General features: G+C 42.9%; 15 protein-coding genes. 9 read left to right on the forward strand and 6 right to left on the reverse strand.

Annotated features, from left to right (window positions below; all coding sequences use genetic code 11):
* Window positions 1-176 precede the first annotated feature (176 nt).
* The 4 genes from clpX to N480_RS09705 all read left to right on the forward strand — a co-directional run bounded on the left by clpX (window position 177) and on the right by N480_RS09705 (window position 6,513).
* Window positions 177-1,460 carry an ATP-dependent protease ATP-binding subunit ClpX gene (gene clpX, locus N480_RS09690; protein ID WP_063372307.1) on the forward strand — a complete coding sequence of 428 codons (1,284 nt, stop codon included), beginning with the start codon at window positions 177-179 and terminating at the stop codon, window positions 1,458-1,460.
* Between the two features lie 123 nt (window positions 1,461-1,583).
* Window positions 1,584-3,953 carry an endopeptidase La gene (gene lon, locus N480_RS09695; RefSeq protein WP_063372308.1) on the forward strand — a complete coding sequence of 790 codons (2,370 nt, stop codon included), beginning with the start codon at window positions 1,584-1,586 and terminating at the stop codon, window positions 3,951-3,953.
* Window positions 3,954-4,163: 210 nt separating this feature from the next.
* On the forward strand, window positions 4,164-4,436 hold the full coding sequence (gene hupB, locus N480_RS09700; RefSeq protein WP_063359539.1) for a nucleoid-associated protein HU-beta: 273 nt from the start codon (window positions 4,164-4,166) through the stop codon (window positions 4,434-4,436).
* 163 nt (window positions 4,437-4,599) lie between these two features.
* On the forward strand, window positions 4,600-6,513 hold the full coding sequence (locus tag N480_RS09705) for a SurA N-terminal domain-containing protein (RefSeq protein WP_063372309.1): 1,914 nt from the start codon (window positions 4,600-4,602) through the stop codon (window positions 6,511-6,513).
* 44 nt (window positions 6,514-6,557) lie between these two features.
* On the opposite strand, the gene N480_RS09710 is transcribed toward N480_RS09705, so the two are convergent.
* The 6 genes from N480_RS09710 to pspF are packed head-to-tail and all read right to left on the reverse strand — an operon-like array spanning window position 6,558 to window position 12,965.
* A complete protein-coding gene (locus N480_RS09710; protein ID WP_063372310.1) occupies window positions 6,558-7,319 on the reverse strand; it encodes an ATP-binding cassette domain-containing protein in 762 nt (253 codons plus the stop codon).
* The gene (locus N480_RS09715; protein WP_063372311.1) at window positions 7,304-8,311 is read right to left on the reverse strand and encodes an oligopeptide/dipeptide ABC transporter ATP-binding protein; all 1,008 of its coding nucleotides are present in this window, start codon (window positions 8,309-8,311) and stop codon (window positions 7,304-7,306) included. Before N480_RS09715 ends, N480_RS09710 begins: the two co-directional genes overlap by 16 nt.
* Window positions 8,311-9,204, reverse strand: coding sequence for an ABC transporter permease subunit (locus tag N480_RS09720; protein WP_063372312.1), 894 nt, complete (start codon window positions 9,202-9,204; stop codon window positions 8,311-8,313). Before N480_RS09720 ends, N480_RS09715 begins: the two co-directional genes overlap by 1 nt.
* Window positions 9,191-10,222, reverse strand: a complete 1,032-nt coding sequence (locus tag N480_RS09725) for an ABC transporter permease (protein WP_063372313.1) — start codon at window positions 10,220-10,222, stop codon at window positions 9,191-9,193. The genes N480_RS09720 and N480_RS09725 overlap by 14 nt, the downstream gene beginning before the upstream one ends.
* Window positions 10,222-11,865 carry an ABC transporter substrate-binding protein gene (locus tag N480_RS09730; RefSeq protein WP_081231823.1) on the reverse strand — a complete coding sequence of 548 codons (1,644 nt, stop codon included), beginning with the start codon at window positions 11,863-11,865 and terminating at the stop codon, window positions 10,222-10,224. Before N480_RS09730 ends, N480_RS09725 begins: the two co-directional genes overlap by 1 nt.
* A 14-nt stretch (window positions 11,866-11,879) precedes the next feature.
* Window positions 11,880-12,965 carry a phage shock protein operon transcriptional activator gene (pspF, locus tag N480_RS09735; protein ID WP_063372314.1) on the reverse strand — a complete coding sequence of 362 codons (1,086 nt, stop codon included), beginning with the start codon at window positions 12,963-12,965 and terminating at the stop codon, window positions 11,880-11,882.
* 183 nt (window positions 12,966-13,148) lie between these two features.
* On the opposite strand from pspF, the gene pspA reads away from it, so the two are divergent.
* The 5 genes from pspA to N480_RS09760 all read left to right on the forward strand — a co-directional run bounded on the left by pspA (window position 13,149) and on the right by N480_RS09760 (window position 17,000).
* Complete coding sequence (gene pspA, locus N480_RS09740) at window positions 13,149-13,808, forward strand: phage shock protein PspA (RefSeq protein ID WP_063372315.1); 660 nt, start codon at window positions 13,149-13,151, stop codon at window positions 13,806-13,808.
* A gap of 79 nt (window positions 13,809-13,887) precedes the next feature.
* On the forward strand, window positions 13,888-14,121 hold the full coding sequence (pspB, locus tag N480_RS09745; protein WP_063359547.1) for an envelope stress response membrane protein PspB: 234 nt from the start codon (window positions 13,888-13,890) through the stop codon (window positions 14,119-14,121).
* Window positions 14,118-14,519 (forward strand): envelope stress response membrane protein PspC, encoded by a 402-nt coding sequence (gene pspC, locus N480_RS09750; RefSeq protein WP_063372316.1) that lies wholly within the window; start codon window positions 14,118-14,120, stop codon window positions 14,517-14,519. Before pspB ends, pspC begins: the two co-directional genes overlap by 4 nt.
* 52 nt (window positions 14,520-14,571) lie before the next feature.
* A complete protein-coding gene (locus tag N480_RS09755) occupies window positions 14,572-15,978 on the forward strand; it encodes a YcjX family protein (protein ID WP_063372317.1) in 1,407 nt (468 codons plus the stop codon).
* Window positions 15,975-17,000 carry a YcjF family protein gene (locus tag N480_RS09760; protein WP_063372318.1) on the forward strand — a complete coding sequence of 342 codons (1,026 nt, stop codon included), beginning with the start codon at window positions 15,975-15,977 and terminating at the stop codon, window positions 16,998-17,000. The genes N480_RS09755 and N480_RS09760 overlap by 4 nt, the downstream gene beginning before the upstream one ends.
* Window positions 17,001-17,119: the final 119 nt, after the last annotated feature.

Consider the following 17,119-nt stretch of genomic DNA (forward strand, 5'->3'; position numbering starts at 1 on the left):
ATATCTTAGAGAGGTCCAAGTTTTCTATAGTTTAATGCCAAAATGATGACTTTTGTACGAGTAGTTTTCATTTTGAGCTGGCTTAGCTATGCCAACTGAATTTTTATTTGGTATAGTTAAAGCATGTATTGTGTTGTCACCATTGTGGCAACTCACCAAATTTAAGAGGTAGTTGAATGTCAGACACTCCTACAGACGGCGACAAGAATAGCAAACTCTTGTACTGCTCATTTTGTGGTAAGAGTCAGCACGAAGTACGCAAGTTAATTGCTGGTCCATCAGTATACATTTGTGATGAATGCGTCGAACTGTGTAACGACATCATTAGGGAAGAGATCAAGGATATTGCGCCGCAGCATGATTCGTCTGATAAACTGCCGGTGCCTAAAGAAATCCGCAACCATCTAGATGATTATGTAATCGGACAAGAGCACGCGAAAAAAGTGTTGTCAGTGGCTGTTTACAATCATTACAAGCGTCTTCGAAATCAAGGTATTAAAACTGAAGTAGAACTTGGTAAAAGTAATATTCTACTGATCGGTCCAACTGGTAGTGGTAAAACATTATTAGCTGAGACACTTGCTAGGTTATTAGACGTTCCATTTACTATGGCTGATGCTACAACATTAACCGAAGCAGGTTATGTTGGTGAAGACGTAGAGAATATCATTCAGAAGCTACTTCAAAAGTGTGACTATGATGTAGAAAAAGCACAGCGTGGTATTGTTTATATTGATGAAATAGACAAAATTTCACGTAAGTCTGACAATCCATCGATTACTAGGGATGTGTCAGGCGAAGGTGTTCAGCAAGCACTATTGAAACTAATTGAAGGCACTGTCGCGTCAGTACCTCCTCAAGGTGGTCGCAAACATCCACAGCAAGAATTCTTACAAGTAGACACGTCAAAGATTCTGTTTATTTGTGGCGGTGCATTTGCGGGCCTAGATAAAGTGATTGAGCAGCGTAGTCATACCAGTACTGGCATTGGCTTTGGTGCAGAAGTGAAAAGTGCTGATAGCGAGCGTTCATTGAGTGAGACGTTTAAAGACGTTGAGCCAGAAGATCTCGTGAAGTATGGTTTGATACCAGAGTTTATTGGTCGCTTGCCTGTTGTTGCAACGCTGACTGAGTTAGACGAGGACGCGTTAATACAGATCTTAAATGAGCCTAAGAATGCACTGACTAAACAGTATGGTGCGCTATTTAAGATGGAAGGCGTTGAACTTGAGTTTCGCGAAGATGCTTTAAAAGCAATTGCACATAAAGCAATGGAACGTAAAACAGGTGCCCGTGGACTACGCTCAATTGTTGAAGCCGTATTACTCGAAACTATGTATGAGTTACCTTCAATTGAAGATGTGAGCAAAGTTGTTATTGATGAAACTGTAATTAAGGGGGAGTCGGATCCTATCTTAATTTATGAAAACAGTGGTCAAGACAAAGCGGCGTCTGAATAGTCAGGCAAGATAATTAGAAAAGGAGCCTCGTGCTCCTTTTTTTGTCGAAGAGTTGAACTTTATAGAGGGCATCCCCATATACCTCTGTAATCTTAAAAATAAATGAAGTGCGAAGAGAACATAATGACGCTTGAGAGAACGGATCGAGTTGAAATTCCAGTGTTGGCACTGCGTGATGTGGTTGTTTACCCTCATATGGTGATCCCGCTATTTGTTGGCAGAGAGAAGTCTATAAGATGTCTTGAAGCTGCAATGGAAAATGACAAGCAAATATTTTTAGTGGCTCAAAAAGAGGCCTCAATCGATGATCCAAGTACTGACGATATCTATGAAGTCGGTACGGTTGCAACAGTATTGCAGTTACTTAAGCTGCCTGACGGCACAGTTAAGGTGCTTGTTGAAGGTACGCAAAGGGCGAGAATCGATGAATTTTTAGTAACCGATGATTACTTCTTAGCACAAGCTCAGTTTATTGCTTCAGAAAATATTTCTGAGCAAGAGCAAGATATTTTCATCCGCAGTGCGGTAAGTCAGTTTGAAGGGTATGTAAAACTCAATAAAAAAATCCCACCTGAAGTTCTGACCTCTGTATCCGGCATCGATGAAACGGCACGTTTGGCAGATACCATGGCAGCGCATATGCCAATTAAGGTGCCTGAAAAACAAAAGGTGCTAGAACTATATAATGTTACTGAGCGTCTAGAGTACCTCATGGCGTTAATGGAGGGCGAGATCGACCTGCTTCAGGTTGAGAAGAAAATCCGCTCTCGCGTCAAGAAACAAATGGAAAAATCGCAAAGAGAGTATTACCTCAATGAGCAGATGAAAGCCATTCAAAAAGAGCTCGGTGAACTAGACGATGTGCCAGATGAATTTGAAACGCTGAAAAAGCGTATCAGTGAAGCACAGATGCCAAAAGAAGCTGAAGAAAAGGCAACTTCCGAGCTGAACAAATTGAAGATGATGTCGCCTATGTCAGCTGAGGCGACCGTTGTACGTTCATATATCGATACGCTTATCAATGTACCTTGGAAAAAGCGCTCTAAGGTGAAAAAAGACTTAGCAAACGCGCAAAAGATCTTAGATGCAGACCACTATGGCCTAGATAAGGTGAAAGAGCGCATCATTGAATACCTAGCGGTTCAACAGCGTACGAATAAACTTAAAGGGCCAATTTTGTGTTTAGTCGGTCCTCCAGGTGTAGGTAAAACCAGCCTTGGTCAATCGATCGCTCGTTCTACTGGTCGCAAATACGTGCGTATGGCGTTAGGTGGAGTGAGAGATGAAGCTGAGATCCGCGGTCATCGTCGTACATACATTGGCTCTATGCCAGGTAAACTTATCCAAAGCATGAGCAAAGTGGGTGTTAAAAATCCATTATTCTTGTTGGATGAAATCGATAAAATGTCGTCGGACATGCGTGGCGATCCTGCATCTGCATTACTTGAAGTGCTAGACCCAGAGCAAAACAGTACCTTTGCTGATCACTATCTTGAAGTTGAATATGATTTGTCAGATGTAATGTTTGTCGCAACGTCGAATAGTTTTAATATTCCAGGTCCACTATTAGACCGTATGGAAGTTATTCGCCTATCTGGTTACACAGAAGACGAAAAGTTAAATATTTCTAAGCAGCATTTAATTCCGAAACAAATTAAGCGTAACGGATTAAAAGCTGGCGAAATCGAGATTGAAGACAGCGCGATTATTAATACGATTCGCTACTACACTCGCGAGGCGGGCGTTCGTAATCTAGAGCGTGAAATGTCCAAGCTATGCCGTAAGGCTGTGAAGATTATCTTGCTCGATAAAGACCAAAAGAAGGTTGTTATCAATGGTGACAACTTGGAAAGCTTCCTAGGAGTTCAACGTTTTGACTACGGCAAAGCGGAAGATGGGGATCGTGTTGGACAAGTTACAGGGCTTGCGTGGACTGAAGTGGGTGGTGATTTATTGACTATCGAGAGCGCAGCAGTACCAGGTAAAGGCAAATTGTCGTACACGGGCTCGCTAGGCGACGTAATGCAAGAGTCTATTCAAGCGGCGATGACGGTGGTTAGAAACCGTGCCGACAAGCTTCGTATTAACGATGACTTTTATGAAAAACGTGATATTCACGTGCATGTGCCTGAAGGTGCGACACCTAAAGATGGTCCAAGCGCTGGTATTGCGATGGTAACTGGTCTTGTTTCTAGCTTGACTGGTAACCCTGTTAAAAGCGATGTCGCCATGACTGGTGAAATTACCCTGCGTGGTGAAGTATTGCCAATTGGAGGTTTGAAAGAGAAGTTGCTAGCCGCTCATCGTGGTGGGATTAAGACGGTCGTTATCCCTAAAAAGAACGAACGAGATCTCAAAGAAATCCCAGATAATGTTCTTAATGGGTTAGAAATCCACCCTGTAACATGGATTGAAGACGTTTTATCGATAGCACTTGCTCAACCTGTGGACAGTTTTTCAGTAGAAACTCAAAAAACTGCTGCGAAAGCTTAAAAAAGTCGATAAAAAGGGTTTTCAAATCCCAGTGGTGTGCTAAGTTAAGCACTGGATTTAAGCCTAGTTCGCGGGAAGCCCCGTAGTATCTAGGCTGTAATACATTTAAGCAAATAGAGAATCGTAAGATTTCTCGTAGTTAACAACAAAAGTGATGTTAGTTTTAAAAAACCATCGCTCTTGATAATAACAATGTAAGAGGATGATATTGTGAATAAATCTCAATTAATCGATCAAATCGCAGCTGATGCTGATATTTCTAAGGCCGCTGCTGGTCGTGCTCTGGATTCATTCATTGAGTCAGTAACCACTGCGCTTAAAGACGGCGATTCAGTAGCGCTAGTAGGTTTTGGTACTTTTTCTGTTCGTGAACGCGCTGCTCGTACAGGCCGTAACCCTCAAACGGGTGCTGCAATTGACATTGCTGCTGCTAACATCCCTGCTTTTAAAGCTGGTAAAGCTCTAAAAGACGCGGTTAACTAAGTTATAGCTTATACAATTTGCAATTGACTCTGTTGCGAAACCGAGTTAATTGAACGTGATAAGCTTCAAGATAAAAAGCGTATCTGGTAAGATACGCTTTTTTTACATGAGCTAACTGATGCAAAGTACCTCGGTGCTTTGACTTAGATAAGAGATAGAACAAATGCTTGAAAAGATTAGAGAGGGCTCGCAAGGCCTTGCTGCCAAGATCGTTCTTGGTGCAGTTATCTTGTCTTTTGCGCTGGCAGGGATCGGTGGTTACCTAGGTCAAACCACAGAGCAACCAGTGGCAGAAGTCAACGGAGTTAAAATCACCCAACTAGAGTTTTCTAGAGCGTTCGAAAACGAGCGTGGCAGATTAGAACAACAGTTTGGTGAATACTTTGAACAAATCGCTTCAGATCCAACTTACATGGCGCAGATCCGTCAGGGTGTTGTAGACAGACTTGTACAGCAAGAGCTACAAAACCAGTTGGCGCTTGAGTTAGGCCTGCGTGTAAGCGATAGCCAAATTAAACAAGCCATTTTTGAAATGCCATATTTTCAAATTGGCGGCGAATTTAGTAACGACCGTTACTTGCAACTTATTCGTCAAATGAACTTCCAACCTGATGAATTTCGTGAGTACCTACGTGAAGAAATGACACGTAACCAATTGGTATCTGCGCTAGCAGGTTCGGATTTTGTATTGGACAACGAAGTAAAGCATGCGCTTGCACTTCAGCAACAAACTCGTGACGTAGACTACCTCGTACTGAGTAAAGATGCGGTGAAAGACCAAGTATCTGTAAGTGACGAAGAAATTAAAGATTTTTACGATTTAAATCAAGACCAGTTCCAGTCACCTGAGCAAGTTGCGTTAAGTTACATCGAATTAAAAGCGTCTGATATTGAGCTGGAAGAAGCTATCACAGAAGAAGATGTCAAAGCCTACTACGAAGAAAACAAGGCACAGTACCTAGAAGAAGAGAGACGTCGTGTATCTCATATCTTAGTTGAAAGTGGTGATGATGCATCAGCTGCAAAAGCAAAAGCTGAGGCGCTTTACACGCAACTTCAAGGCGGTGCGGATTTTGCTCAGCTAGCGGAATCACAGTCAGACGATATTGCCAGCGGTGAGCTAGGCGGTGATTTAGATTGGATTGATCGTGATATGATGGATCCTGAATTTGAAGCTGCTGCATTTGCGCTAGCAAATATTGGCGATTTTTCTGAGGTTGTGGAGTCTGAGTTTGGTTTTCACATTATTAAGCTGACAGACCTTCAAGCTCAAGAAAGTAAAGAATATGCTGAAGTAGCGGATGAATTGCGCACCGAACTGGAGCAAAATGCGAAAATTGATGCATTCTATGGTAAACAGGAAGAAGTTCGTGAGTTGGCATTTGAAATTGCAGATTCTCTAGAAGAAGCTGCAGCGGCTGCAAATATTGAAGTGAAGAAGACCGAGCTACTTGCTCGCAACTTGCTTCCTGCGCCGCTCAACCAACCAGCAGTGACGAATATTGTGTTTACACCAGAACTATTAGAAGATGGTGTGAATTCTGAAGTTATTGAAATTGCACCTGAGCATATGGTAGTTGTGCGCGTAGCAGAGCATAAAGCGGCTACTGTTAGAGCACTAGAAGATGTGACTGCACAGATTAAGGCTCGTTTAGAAAATGACAAAGCGACAGAGCTGACGAAAGAGAAAGCGACAGAGCTATTTGCAAAACTTGAGCAAGGTACATCGCTAGCTGATATTGCAGCGGAGCAATCTCTTGAAGTTCAAACTCAAGATGCATTAGCGCGTCAAAGCTATGCGGTGCAACCAGCATTAGTGAGCGAAGCATTCAAGTTGCCTCACCCAGCTGCTGATAGCGTGTCTAAGTCAATGGTAGAACTGAACAATGGTGATTCTGCGTTATTGGTAGTGAAAGCTGTTAAGCTTGCAGAGATAACGGACGAAGTTCAGCCACAACAAAAACAGAGCATTACGAGAACACAGGTTAACAAAAATTACCTAGCGCTTTTGAGTGCTCTTGAAAGTACAGCTGAAGTAAACAAACCGAGTTCATTTGAAGTCACTGAAGAAAACTAAAAAAAGGCGCTTAGGCGCCTTTTTTAATGTCTGTGATTTAAGATTTAAACAGCAAGTAACTTTTGTGTGACCCTTGACTGAGGATTATTAAATATCGCCTCGCTTGGACCATATTCAACCACCTCACCTTTATTTAGTACCAATAGCTTATCACTCATGTGCTTCACTAAGCTCAGATGATGCGTGATTAATACGTAGCTTAAAGCCGTTTCTCTTTGCAGTTTTAGAAGCAAGTTCACTATCTGTGCGCGCACTGAAGGGTCTAAAGAGGAAAGCGCTTCATCGAGCACAACCACTTTTGGGTCTAGTATTAATGCCCTTGCGAGCGCAACACGCTGTAGTTGACCGCCACTAAACATATGGGGGTAATAATCGTAATGTTCCGACAGTAATCCAACTCTAGACAAAGTAAGCTCAATCTTGCTTTCTCTTTGTTGCTCTGTGAGCTTAGTATTAAATTTCAAGCAGTCATCCAGCATGTCACCGATTGTCAAACCAGGGTTTAGTGAGCGAGTGGGATCTTGGAAAATCAATCTAATATGTCTACATTCACGATTTTTGATGCCATCATCAACAATCATGTTTCCATTCAAGAGTATTTGTCCTGAGTCTACTTCTTCCGCTCCCGCAAGCACTTTTGCTAGCGTGCTTTTCCCCGAACCGGTTTCACCAATAACCGCCAGAGTTTGCCCAGGTGTGACAGCAAATGAGACCCCTTTTAAAACTTGAACTTGCTGACGTCTAAACAGGCCTGCCCGGGTTTTAAATGATTTATTAAGTGCCTGCACTTTTAGCACGGGTTGCATTTCTTTTTCTCTCTATTTAATGGAAAGTGGCATGCATAGGAATGACCATGAGATTTCACCAGTGTTGGCGTAGCGACACACTCTTTTTGAGCTTGTGGGCAACGAGGGCCTAAACGACAACCAATAGGTAGGTGTTGAAGTGGGGGGATCGTGCCTTTGAGGGCATAAAACGGGGCTTTATGGCCAATGCCATGAGCATAATCAGGTAATGACTTTACCAGCGCTTGGGTGTATGGGTGGTAAGGACCATTAAACACCTTTTTGGTCGGCCCTGCCTCTACCATTTGCCCGCAGTACAGCACATGCATAGCATGTGACCACTGAGTAATTTCTTCCAATTCGTGCGAGATCATCAAAATAGACATGTTCTTAAGCTGATTTAAACTTTTTAGTAGTCTAAACACTTGAGCGCGGGTTGTGCTCTCAAGTGCTGTCGTTGGTTCATCAGCGATTAACAGTTTTGGGCTTCTTGCTATGGCCATGGCAATCATTACCTTTTGGCAGACGCCTTCCGAAAGCTCATGGGGGTAACTACTCGAAACTTTTTCATCTTCACGGATCCCAACTTTATGGAGTAGTGCCTTTACTTTGTTTTGGCGTTCTTTTTTTCTGCCAAAAAAGCCCGCTTTAAAGCAATCGTCAGGCAGAGACTCCGCAACCTGTTCAAAGATTTTTGCCGTTGGGTCCAAGCTGCGTCTCGGCTCCTGATAAATCATGGCCATATCTCGTCCAACGATCTTGCGGCGCTTTTCTGGGCTGAGTCGCATCAAGTCAACGCCTTGCCAGTGCATTCTGTCCGCAGTGACACGCCAGCGCGCGTTAAGCACGCCAACTATCGCCTTAGCAATAAGACTTTTTCCTGACCCCGATTCACCGACCAGTGCGTGTACTTCTCCTTCTTTCAAGCTCAGATTCACTTTATCCACGGCACGTATTATTCCGTCTTCAGTGGGCAGCTCTATAGTAAGGTTTTTGATGTCTAATAATTGCATTAGGTCGCCTTTCGCGCTTGTAGTGCATTTCTAAGCCCGTCACCTACTAGGTTAGTGGCTAATACTGACAAAAACAACAGGGCTCCGGGTAGTCCAACCGTCCAAGGAGCGATATAGATTAAACCTAAGTTTTCGGCCAGCATCGCGCCCCATTCAGTTGTGGGTGGTTGAGCGCCCAGCTTGAGAAAGCCAAGTGCTGCAATGTCTAAGATTGCAGTGGATAATGCCAAAGTGAAGATAACCACGATATGCTCATAGATATTGGGGAATATACCTCTAAACAAAATGTGCACTCTACTTGCACCATCCAACCTATATGCGCCCACATAATCTTTGTTTAACTCTTCCACAACTAGGTTTCGAACAGAATGAATATGCTGTGGCAGCAGCGCTAAGATAATTGCCCAGACTGTATTGAGTAGCCCAGGCCCTAAAATGGCAATGATAATGATGGCCAGAAGCAATGAAGGAATAGCAAGGGTGATATCTAATAAGTGATTTAAAATACTGGACTTGAAGCCTCTATTAATGCCTGCCAAGGTGCCTAGCACAACGCCGAAGATGGTGGTCATCAAGGCTGCAATAATAGACAAGCCAAACGTGTATGTCGCGCCGTTCATAAGTCTAGAAAGCACATCACGACCTAAATCGTCGGTTCCAAGAATGAAGTGGACATCACCTTCATCATGCCATGAGGGAGGCAGTAATAATGCGTCGCTATGTTGTTGGTCTATTCCATAAGGTGCGAGTAACGGCGCTGTCATAGCCAGTAGCGTCAAACCGATAAACATCCATAGGCCAACAAGCGCTAAGTGGTTTGCCTTAAAAGTTCGCCACAGGCGAGATAATGGTGAGCGGTTTGACTCTTCACTGTATAAGCTAAACTTTGCCATGAGACTGGTTCCTTGATACAGGGTCAAGCATTGAGTGCGTTAAATCCGCTAACATATTGGCAAATATTACAAACATCGATACAGCCAATAGGCCACCTTGAATAGCAGGGTAATCTCGCTGGTAAATGCTATCAATAAGCCAGCGACCAACACCCGGCCAAGAAAAAATGACTTCAGTTACCATTGCCAGCGTGATCAATGTACTGAATTGCAGACCGATTTGTTTTATAACGGGTAACAGTGCGTTTCGCAACGCATGATCGAGAATGATTTGCCTGCGGTTAAGGCCTTTTGCGCGAGCTGTTTTTATGTAATTTTGCTCTAGCACATTTAGCATAGAGTCCCGTGTAAAACGAGTAAGCACAGTCGTTGGATACATAGCTAAGACAATGGTCGGTAGCGCTAAATGGTGTAGAGCATCGACAAACGCTTGCCCACCATAAGGAAAACCGAGTAGCCAAATATCCAGCAGCATAAAGTTGGTTACAGCGGGTATCTCATAAAGTAGACCGATTCGTCCAGACATTGGAAACCAACCAAAGCCAAGGCAAAAAACCATTATGAGCAACAAGGCGAGCCAGAAAACAGGAATAGAAAATCCAAGTAGCGTCAGAGTGCTAATGACTTTATCTGGCCATTTTTTATGATATGCACTGGTGATTATACCTGCAGGTATACCTATCAAAACCGCCATGAATAAGGCATAAAAGCACAGTTCTAATGTGGCTGGCAAAAGTAAGGTAACATGTGAGAAAACGGTTTGCCCTGATGATAAAGAGACACCCCAGTCCCCCTCAATCAATCGCCCCAAAAAAGCGCCGTATTGCACCAGTACATTGTCATTAATACGATACTTTTCTTCTAGCATTTGAGATTGACTAAAGCTGGTATTAACCTGCCCGCTAAAGTTGGTTAGCAAATCGCCTGGAAATAAATAGTTCAGCCCGAATGTAAACGCTGATAAAGCGAACAGCATAAATATGAGTAAGCTAAATCGACGAAGTAGATAATCAAGCATTACTGTTCGCCCTTTCTAACGTTAGCAAGAGATACGCCGCCAAAAGGTCTCAACTGTGCACCTTCTATATTGGCACCTCGAGCTTGGAATCGCACGCCATGAGCGATTGGAACCAGCGGCATTTCTTCAATGAGCATAGCTTGCGCTTGGAGGTAGTATTTCTTTCTCATTGAAAGCTCATTGGTATCTAATGCTTGCGTAAGTAGTAAATCAAATTCTGGGTTACACCAGTTAGCAGGGTTTTTTCCTGTAAAAGTCGCTGTGCAACTGAGCAGTGGACTAAAAAAATTGTCCGGATCTGGGGTGTCCGCAGCCCATCCTAGCAATACGCTGTCATGCTCGTGCCGACCAATACGTTCTATAAAAGTATTCCATTCGAACTCTACGATGCGTGTACGGATACCTATTTGACGTAAATCGCTTTGAATGAGCTCAGCCATTTTTCGAGCATTTGGGTTGTAAATTCTAGAAACTGGCATGGCCCATAATGTCATTTCAAAGCCATTTGGAAAGCCAGCTTCGGTTAAGTATGCTTTGGCTTTTTCAGGGTCGTATACGGGCATTTGCTGTGCTGAAAAAGCCCAAGAAGAAGGGGGCAAAATAGATTTGGCAGCAATGCCATTGCCATAAAATACGGCTTGCATGATTTTGTCAAAGTCGATGCTGTGTGCGAGCGCCTTTCTAACTAGCACGTTGTTAAATGGCGGCTTCTCGGTATTGAATGCCCAATATCCCACATTTAAGTTGACGGCTTTGTCGACCACGATATCTTTTCTGGCGGAAAGCGCTTCAAGCTGAGTCGCACTCGGGTGTGAGGTGATATCACACTCTTTGGTCAACATTTTTGCGATGCGCGTCGTGTTGTTAGTTGTTATGTCATAGACGAGCTGATCGACTGCGTAGTCATGTTTCCAGTAATTTTCATGTTTGTGAAAGCGAACTAAATTATCACGTAAAAAGTTTTTGTACTTGTATGGTCCCGTACCAATCGGCATATTATCGAATAGGTGCTTCTGATCTTGTGACGCTCTGTGCATTGCATATTCTTCAGAAAGAATCACAGCAAAATCGGTCGCAATATTTGAAAGTAGGCTACTTTCGGCACTAAACAGTTCGAAACGCACTGTGTGGTTATCAACTTTGACAATCTTTCTGATCAGTTGGTCCATACCGACACTTTGAAAATAGGGATAGCTAGCGTCATGAACAAAGTGGTAGGGGTTATAAACATCAAACAAGCGGCTGAAAGAGAAGATCACATCGTCTGCATTCATTGTTCTTGTCGGCGTAAAATAATCGGTAGAATGAAATTCGACCCCTTCACGGAGTTTAAAAGTGATTTTTTTCCCATCCTCACTGATATGCCATTGTGTTGCCAGTTCAGGCTTAAACTCAGCGGTTACGGGATCAATACTAATCAGGGAGTTGTAGAGCTGATTAGCAATAATATCTATTGTTGAACCTGTTGTTGTAACCTGTGGATTGAATGACACAGGGTTTGCCTCAGCGCAATATACAATGCCTTGTGTTTTACTTGCATTTTCAACCGGTTTTACATCACTACACGCTGTTACAAACAGGGAGATAGCCGGTAGCCATAAATGGGTGATATAGCGTTTGGGGTTAGTCAGTAAGTCAGTCATCGCAGTGACCACAGTTAAGCCTCTTGTTGTGAGTCTAACAAATTATATTTTTTCAAATAGCCTCTCAGCTGATGATACGTTAATCCCAAGTTTTGTGCAGTTTTCTTTTGATTAAATTGACTAAATTCAAGTGCTTTTTTTAGTAATTCTATCTCGTAGTCGCTGGAGAGGGACTTAAGATCACAAGGAAAGTTGAATGACATACTGGCAGAAGCGATAGGCTCATCGTGGTTGTCGGGTTCTTGTGTATCTGCTAGTGCTGGCTCATAACGCACTGTATCTATATTTTTCGCCGCTTTTATTCTTTGCTGAGGTCGAAATGGACTATCAAATGGATCAAAGTTTATTTGATGTACAGGGAGGTGTTCATTACCGTGGCGATATAGGCTACGTTCAACAACATTTTTTAGCTCTCGAATATTTCCTGGCCATTCGTATTCTAGCAAGGTATCTGTGGCCTTTCGGGTAAATCCGCTAAATAATGACCAGCCAAGATCTCGCGCCATGTTGATTGCGAAATGTTCGGCTAACAACAAGATATCTTCCTTACGAGCTCTAAGTGGCGGTAGCGTTATTACGTCAAATGCTAAGCGGTCTAGCAGGTCATGCCTAAACTCTCCGTTTTCGGCCAAGCTTGGCAAGTCTTCGTTTGTTGCACAGACTAGTCTGGTATCGACTTTGACGGTTTGTTTACCGCCAACTCGTTCAAACTCACCGTACTCGATGACCCGCAAAAGCTTCTCTTGCACCATGGCAGATGTGTTCGCTAATTCATCTAGGAACAAAGTACCGCCATTTGCTCGCTCGAACCTGCCTTCATGTCGTTTGCTCGCACCTGTGAAAGCGCCAGATTCATGGCCAAATAACTCGCTTTCTAACAAGTTTTCGTTTAGCGCTGCACAATTAAGCTTAACGTAGTTTTGATCCCAGCGTTCCGAAAGAAAGTGAAGACGGGCGGCAATCAGCTCTTTACCTGTGCCACGCTCACCGATAATAAGAACAGGCTTTTCAAGAGGTGCGAGTTGTGAAACCTGGTCTAATACGGCTAAAAAGCTGTCGGATTGACCCAAAAGGTTATCTTGCTGTCGGAACTGACCCATATTTGCCTAACTCTTAGTATTTTTGACTAAGTTATAGTTTATTTGAAAAAAATAGTGATAGGAAGCTTTTTGTTATATTTATAAGTTATTGAAATATAACATTTAAATTAAGTTATAAAGTTGGCAAGCTATTTGATACATAAAACTCAGTAATATAAATCATAACCTACGAGGTAAAAGATTATGGGAATTTTTTCACGTTTTACTGACATCGTTAATTCTAATATTAATGCCATCTTAGATAAAGCTGAAGATCCAGAAAAAATGGTTCGTCTTATCATCCAAGAAATGGAAGATACACTGGTTGAGGTACGTTCTACTTCAGCTAAAACATTGGCTGAGAAAAAAGAGCTGGAGAGACGAGTTGCGCAATTAAATTCGCAAGCCGATGATTGGCAAGAAAAAGCAGAGCTTGCTTTAACTAAGGAACGAGAAGACTTAGCTCGTGCTGCACTACTTGAAAAGCAAAAAGCCTCTGATGCAGCACAAAGTGTTGCAGCAGAATTGAGCCATGTTGAGTCTCACATTGAAAAATTGCAACAAGAAGTAACTACGCTGCAAGAAAAGCTTGCAGATGCGAAAGCTCGCCAGCAGGCCATTGTGTTGAGACAGCGCTCAGCCGAGTCTAGACTCGACGTTAAAAAGGCGTTAGACAGTTCAAAAGTTGAAGATGCATTAAATCGTTTTGAGCGTTATGAAAACAAAATAGATGGTCTTGAATCGCAAGTGGAAGCGTACGATCTTGGTAAAAAATCACTGGCTGATGAAATAGCCGATCTACAGAAGAATGAAAAAGTAGATGACGAGCTAGAAGCTTTAAAGAAAAAGCTGGCAAAAAAGTGAACCTAACTGCACCTACTGTTAAAGTAGGTGCATAAAACAATAATTACGCTGCCAAGACCAAAATAAACAGGAGAAGATTATGTTTGACGCAGAAATATTAGTTGCCCCGGTTGTCTTATTTTTAATTGTGGTAGCGCCGCTGTGGCTCATTCTTCATTATAAAAGCAAAAAACAGCTGAGTCAGGGCCTGAGCGAGCACGAGCATCGTCAATTGCTAGAGCTTGCACATAAAGCAGAAAAAATGGCTGAACGCGTAGAAACGTTAGAGGCGTTGTTAGATCAAGAGTCACCAGAATGGAGACGCAAAGTATGAGCCAGAGACGAAGAGAGTTATATCGAGACCCAAAAAGAGGCAAATTAGCCGGGGTCTGTGCGGGGTTGAGTGATTACTTCAACATGGAGCTGTGGCTGGTACGCATCTTATTTGTAACAGCAGTTTTGTTATCTGGTGGTCCTTTATTTGTCGTTATCTATATTGCTTGCTGGTTTATTTTAGATAAAAAGGAGCCAGAAGTGGAGCATGTTAATAACAATCATGATAGTGATCCTGTTTCAGTAAAATTCAAAGTATGGCAAAAAGGAGAGCCGCCACGTCAAGCACTGTTTGATTTAAAAGATAGACTCGGCAGGTTAGATAGCCGCATCCAAAATATGGAGCGTTATGTTACCTCCGCGGAGTTTACGATAAAAAGGGAAATTAATAAGCTTTAACGGCCAGTGGCGAGGACTCGCCACGCCGCTAATGTTAAGGAACTATCATTCAATGAGCTTAAAGTTCACGACCCAAAAAACACTTGAAAAGCTTCAACAAAAAGCGCAAAAAACAATACAGCGCTCACTCGATCAGCATATTAAACTGGCAGTCACAGGGTTTAGTGGCAGTGGTAAAACAGCATTTATAACGGCGCTTGTTAAACATTTAACAACGCAAGCAAATAGCCAAAATCTGCCATTTTTTGATGTGGTAAGAGATCACCGGCTCATCGCTTGCAAGCTGGTACCGCAAAAAGCGCTAGATATTCCCACGTTTGATTATCACAATGCAGCAGCTTGTTTACTGGCTGAAGAGCCAACGTGGCCGCCTTCAACTGAGCGAATTAATACGCTTACATTGGCGCTCAAGTTTAAAAGCAATCGCGGTATACGGCAGCATTTTTCAGATGACCACACGATTTATCTGGAATTGATCGATTATCCAGGTGAGTGGCTTATGGATTTGCCAATGCTAAACATGAGCTTTGAACAATGGAGTCTTTCACAGCTAAAAGCCCTATCAGAGCCTGCGTTCTCAAAGTACTGTCAGCCGTTGCTCTCCCAACTCAAACAGTTTAATGCACAAGCGCCGGTAGATTCTGGAGCGCTGGATGCGCTTGCAAAGCAGTATTGCGCGCTTTTGCACACCCTTAAATGTGAAACTCGGCTAGCGAAATTGCAACCAGGACGAATGCTCATTCCTGGAGATCTGGCTGGAGCACCAATTATTCAGTTTTTTCCCTTATCAAGTCATGGCGAAATAACGGAGGGAACACAATACGAGCAGCTTGTTCAGCGGTTTGAAGCATACAAAAAACAAGTCATTGAGCCATTTTATAAAGAACATTTTTGCGCATTTGACAGGCAATTAGTTTTAGTTGATTTGCTTGGCGCACTGAATGATGGCCCCGCAACCTTAGCGCAAACCCAGCAAGCGTTAAGAGAGACCATGAGCATGTTCAACCATGGTAAAAGTGGTGTTTTACAGCGTTTATTTAAGCCCAAAATAGACAGAGTTTTATTTGCTGCAAATAAGTGCGATGCAGTTGCTATTACTGAGCAAGACAACTTAACACGGCTGTTGTACGAGCTATTATGTGAACATGAAAACGAGCTTAGATTTGCAGGGGTTGAAGTGGATACGATGACTATCTCGTCGGTAAAAAGCTGTCAACATAAGCAAGTAAAAGACCAAGGCAAAACATTAAACTGTGTATATGGCAAACCTTTGAACGAATCTCAATTCATTACATTCTTGCCGCCCGAACCGCCAGACCATGTATTATCGCCTTCTAGTTGGCCGGAGCAAGGGTTTGAGTTTTTGTCTTTTTACCCGATACCTGCCTATCAAGGTCAGCTTGAACATATCCGCTTAGATCACACGTTACAGTTCTTGATAGGAGATAAGCTGAGATGACACAGTCAAAAAAGTGGCAAGCTGGTCGCAGGATTGATACCGATGATAACTCAGACGAGGCGCTACACTCCCCCAAGTTCAATCGGCAAAGTGCTAGGGTTGAAGCACAGTCGACGTTTTCTTCTGAAGATGTGAAAGTGCTTAGTCTCCAAACAAGCGATGAGCAAATGGAAACTAGTTTTGGATTTTCAAAGAATCGTTTTGGATGGCGGCATGGGTTTTTGCTAAGCTTGATGGTGCTTATTCCTATTGAAATGGGGATGGCTATTTACACGGCATTGCAGCAAAGTATTGTTCTTGCTGGTATTTATATCGTGTGTGTAGTGTCGGCTTTGGGTTGGGCTGGCAATTTTCTAATTAAAGAGGTTGTTGCATTACGCACGCTAAAAAGTTTAGAGGTAAGGCGTGAGTATGCCGCAAGGCTACTCAACAGTAACCAAATAGGTGAAGCCCAAAACTGGCTTGCACCGATACTAAAAAAACTACCCAAAGACACTGTGGATGAATTTCAAGCGAGTCTGAAAAGTCACTATACCGATAAAGAAGTCATTCAGCTATACGAGCAAAGCATACTAAAAAACCAAGATGATGTTGCAAAGGACATCATATCTCAATATGCGACTACTTCTGCCTTGATGGTGGCATTGAGCCCTATGGCCATCACAGATATGCTGGCTGTACTTTGGCGAGGTGTGAGTTTGGTCGAACAACTGAGTAAACATTACGGCGTAGAGCTTGGTTATCGCAGCCGGATAAAACTGTATAAGTTATTGGCAAAGCAGATTGTGTTTGTCGGTGCGGCAGAGTTGCTGAGCGATCTGGCAGCGACTAGCCTGGGTGCAGAGTTACTAGGTAAGCTGTCAGCGCGTTCGGCTCAGGGCCTAAGTGCCGGTGTGTTCACTGCTAGGTTAGGGTATAAAGCAATGGAGCTATGCCGGCCAATCCCGCGCTTAGAAAATAAAGCAAACTTCCTCACTACATTTGCTAAAAAATTGACTAATCAACTGCTTAAGCAAAACTAATACGCAAAGTGCACATGTCTTTAACTTGTTGGAGTGACAAGATATGTGTACAGCCTCACAATATTAATCTTTCTCACATAGCCATCTGAACTTCCGGCATGCTTGTGCATTTATCGTTC

The sequence above is a fragment of the Pseudoalteromonas luteoviolacea S2607 genome (assembly GCF_001625575.1).
Classification (GTDB): Bacteria; Pseudomonadota; Gammaproteobacteria; order Enterobacterales; family Alteromonadaceae; genus Pseudoalteromonas; species Pseudoalteromonas luteoviolacea_E.

Coding starts and splice junctions, on each gene's coding strand:
- N480_RS09705 (WP_063372309.1), top strand. CDS start 4,600: ATGCTTGAAAAGATTAGAGAGGGCTCGCAAGGCCTTGCTGCCAAGATC.
- lon (WP_063372308.1), top strand. CDS start 1,584: ATGACGCTTGAGAGAACGGATCGAGTTGAAATTCCAGTGTTGGCACTG.
- N480_RS09730 (WP_081231823.1), bottom strand. CDS start 11,865: ATGACTGACTTACTGACTAACCCCAAACGCTATATCACCCATTTATGG.
- N480_RS09755 (WP_063372317.1), top strand. CDS start 14,572: ATGAGCTTAAAGTTCACGACCCAAAAAACACTTGAAAAGCTTCAACAA.
- pspF (WP_063372314.1), bottom strand. CDS start 12,965: ATGGGTCAGTTCCGACAGCAAGATAACCTTTTGGGTCAATCCGACAGC.
- pspC (WP_063372316.1), top strand. CDS start 14,118: ATGAGCCAGAGACGAAGAGAGTTATATCGAGACCCAAAAAGAGGCAAA.
- N480_RS09720 (WP_063372312.1), bottom strand. CDS start 9,204: ATGGCAAAGTTTAGCTTATACAGTGAAGAGTCAAACCGCTCACCATTA.
- N480_RS09725 (WP_063372313.1), bottom strand. CDS start 10,222: ATGCTTGATTATCTACTTCGTCGATTTAGCTTACTCATATTTATGCTG.
- pspB (WP_063359547.1), top strand. CDS start 13,888: ATGTTTGACGCAGAAATATTAGTTGCCCCGGTTGTCTTATTTTTAATT.
- N480_RS09715 (WP_063372311.1), bottom strand. CDS start 8,311: ATGCAATTATTAGACATCAAAAACCTTACTATAGAGCTGCCCACTGAA.
- N480_RS09710 (WP_063372310.1), bottom strand. CDS start 7,319: ATGCAACCCGTGCTAAAAGTGCAGGCACTTAATAAATCATTTAAAACC.
- N480_RS09760 (WP_063372318.1), top strand. CDS start 15,975: ATGACACAGTCAAAAAAGTGGCAAGCTGGTCGCAGGATTGATACCGAT.
- pspA (WP_063372315.1), top strand. CDS start 13,149: ATGGGAATTTTTTCACGTTTTACTGACATCGTTAATTCTAATATTAAT.
- clpX (WP_063372307.1), top strand. CDS start 177: ATGTCAGACACTCCTACAGACGGCGACAAGAATAGCAAACTCTTGTAC.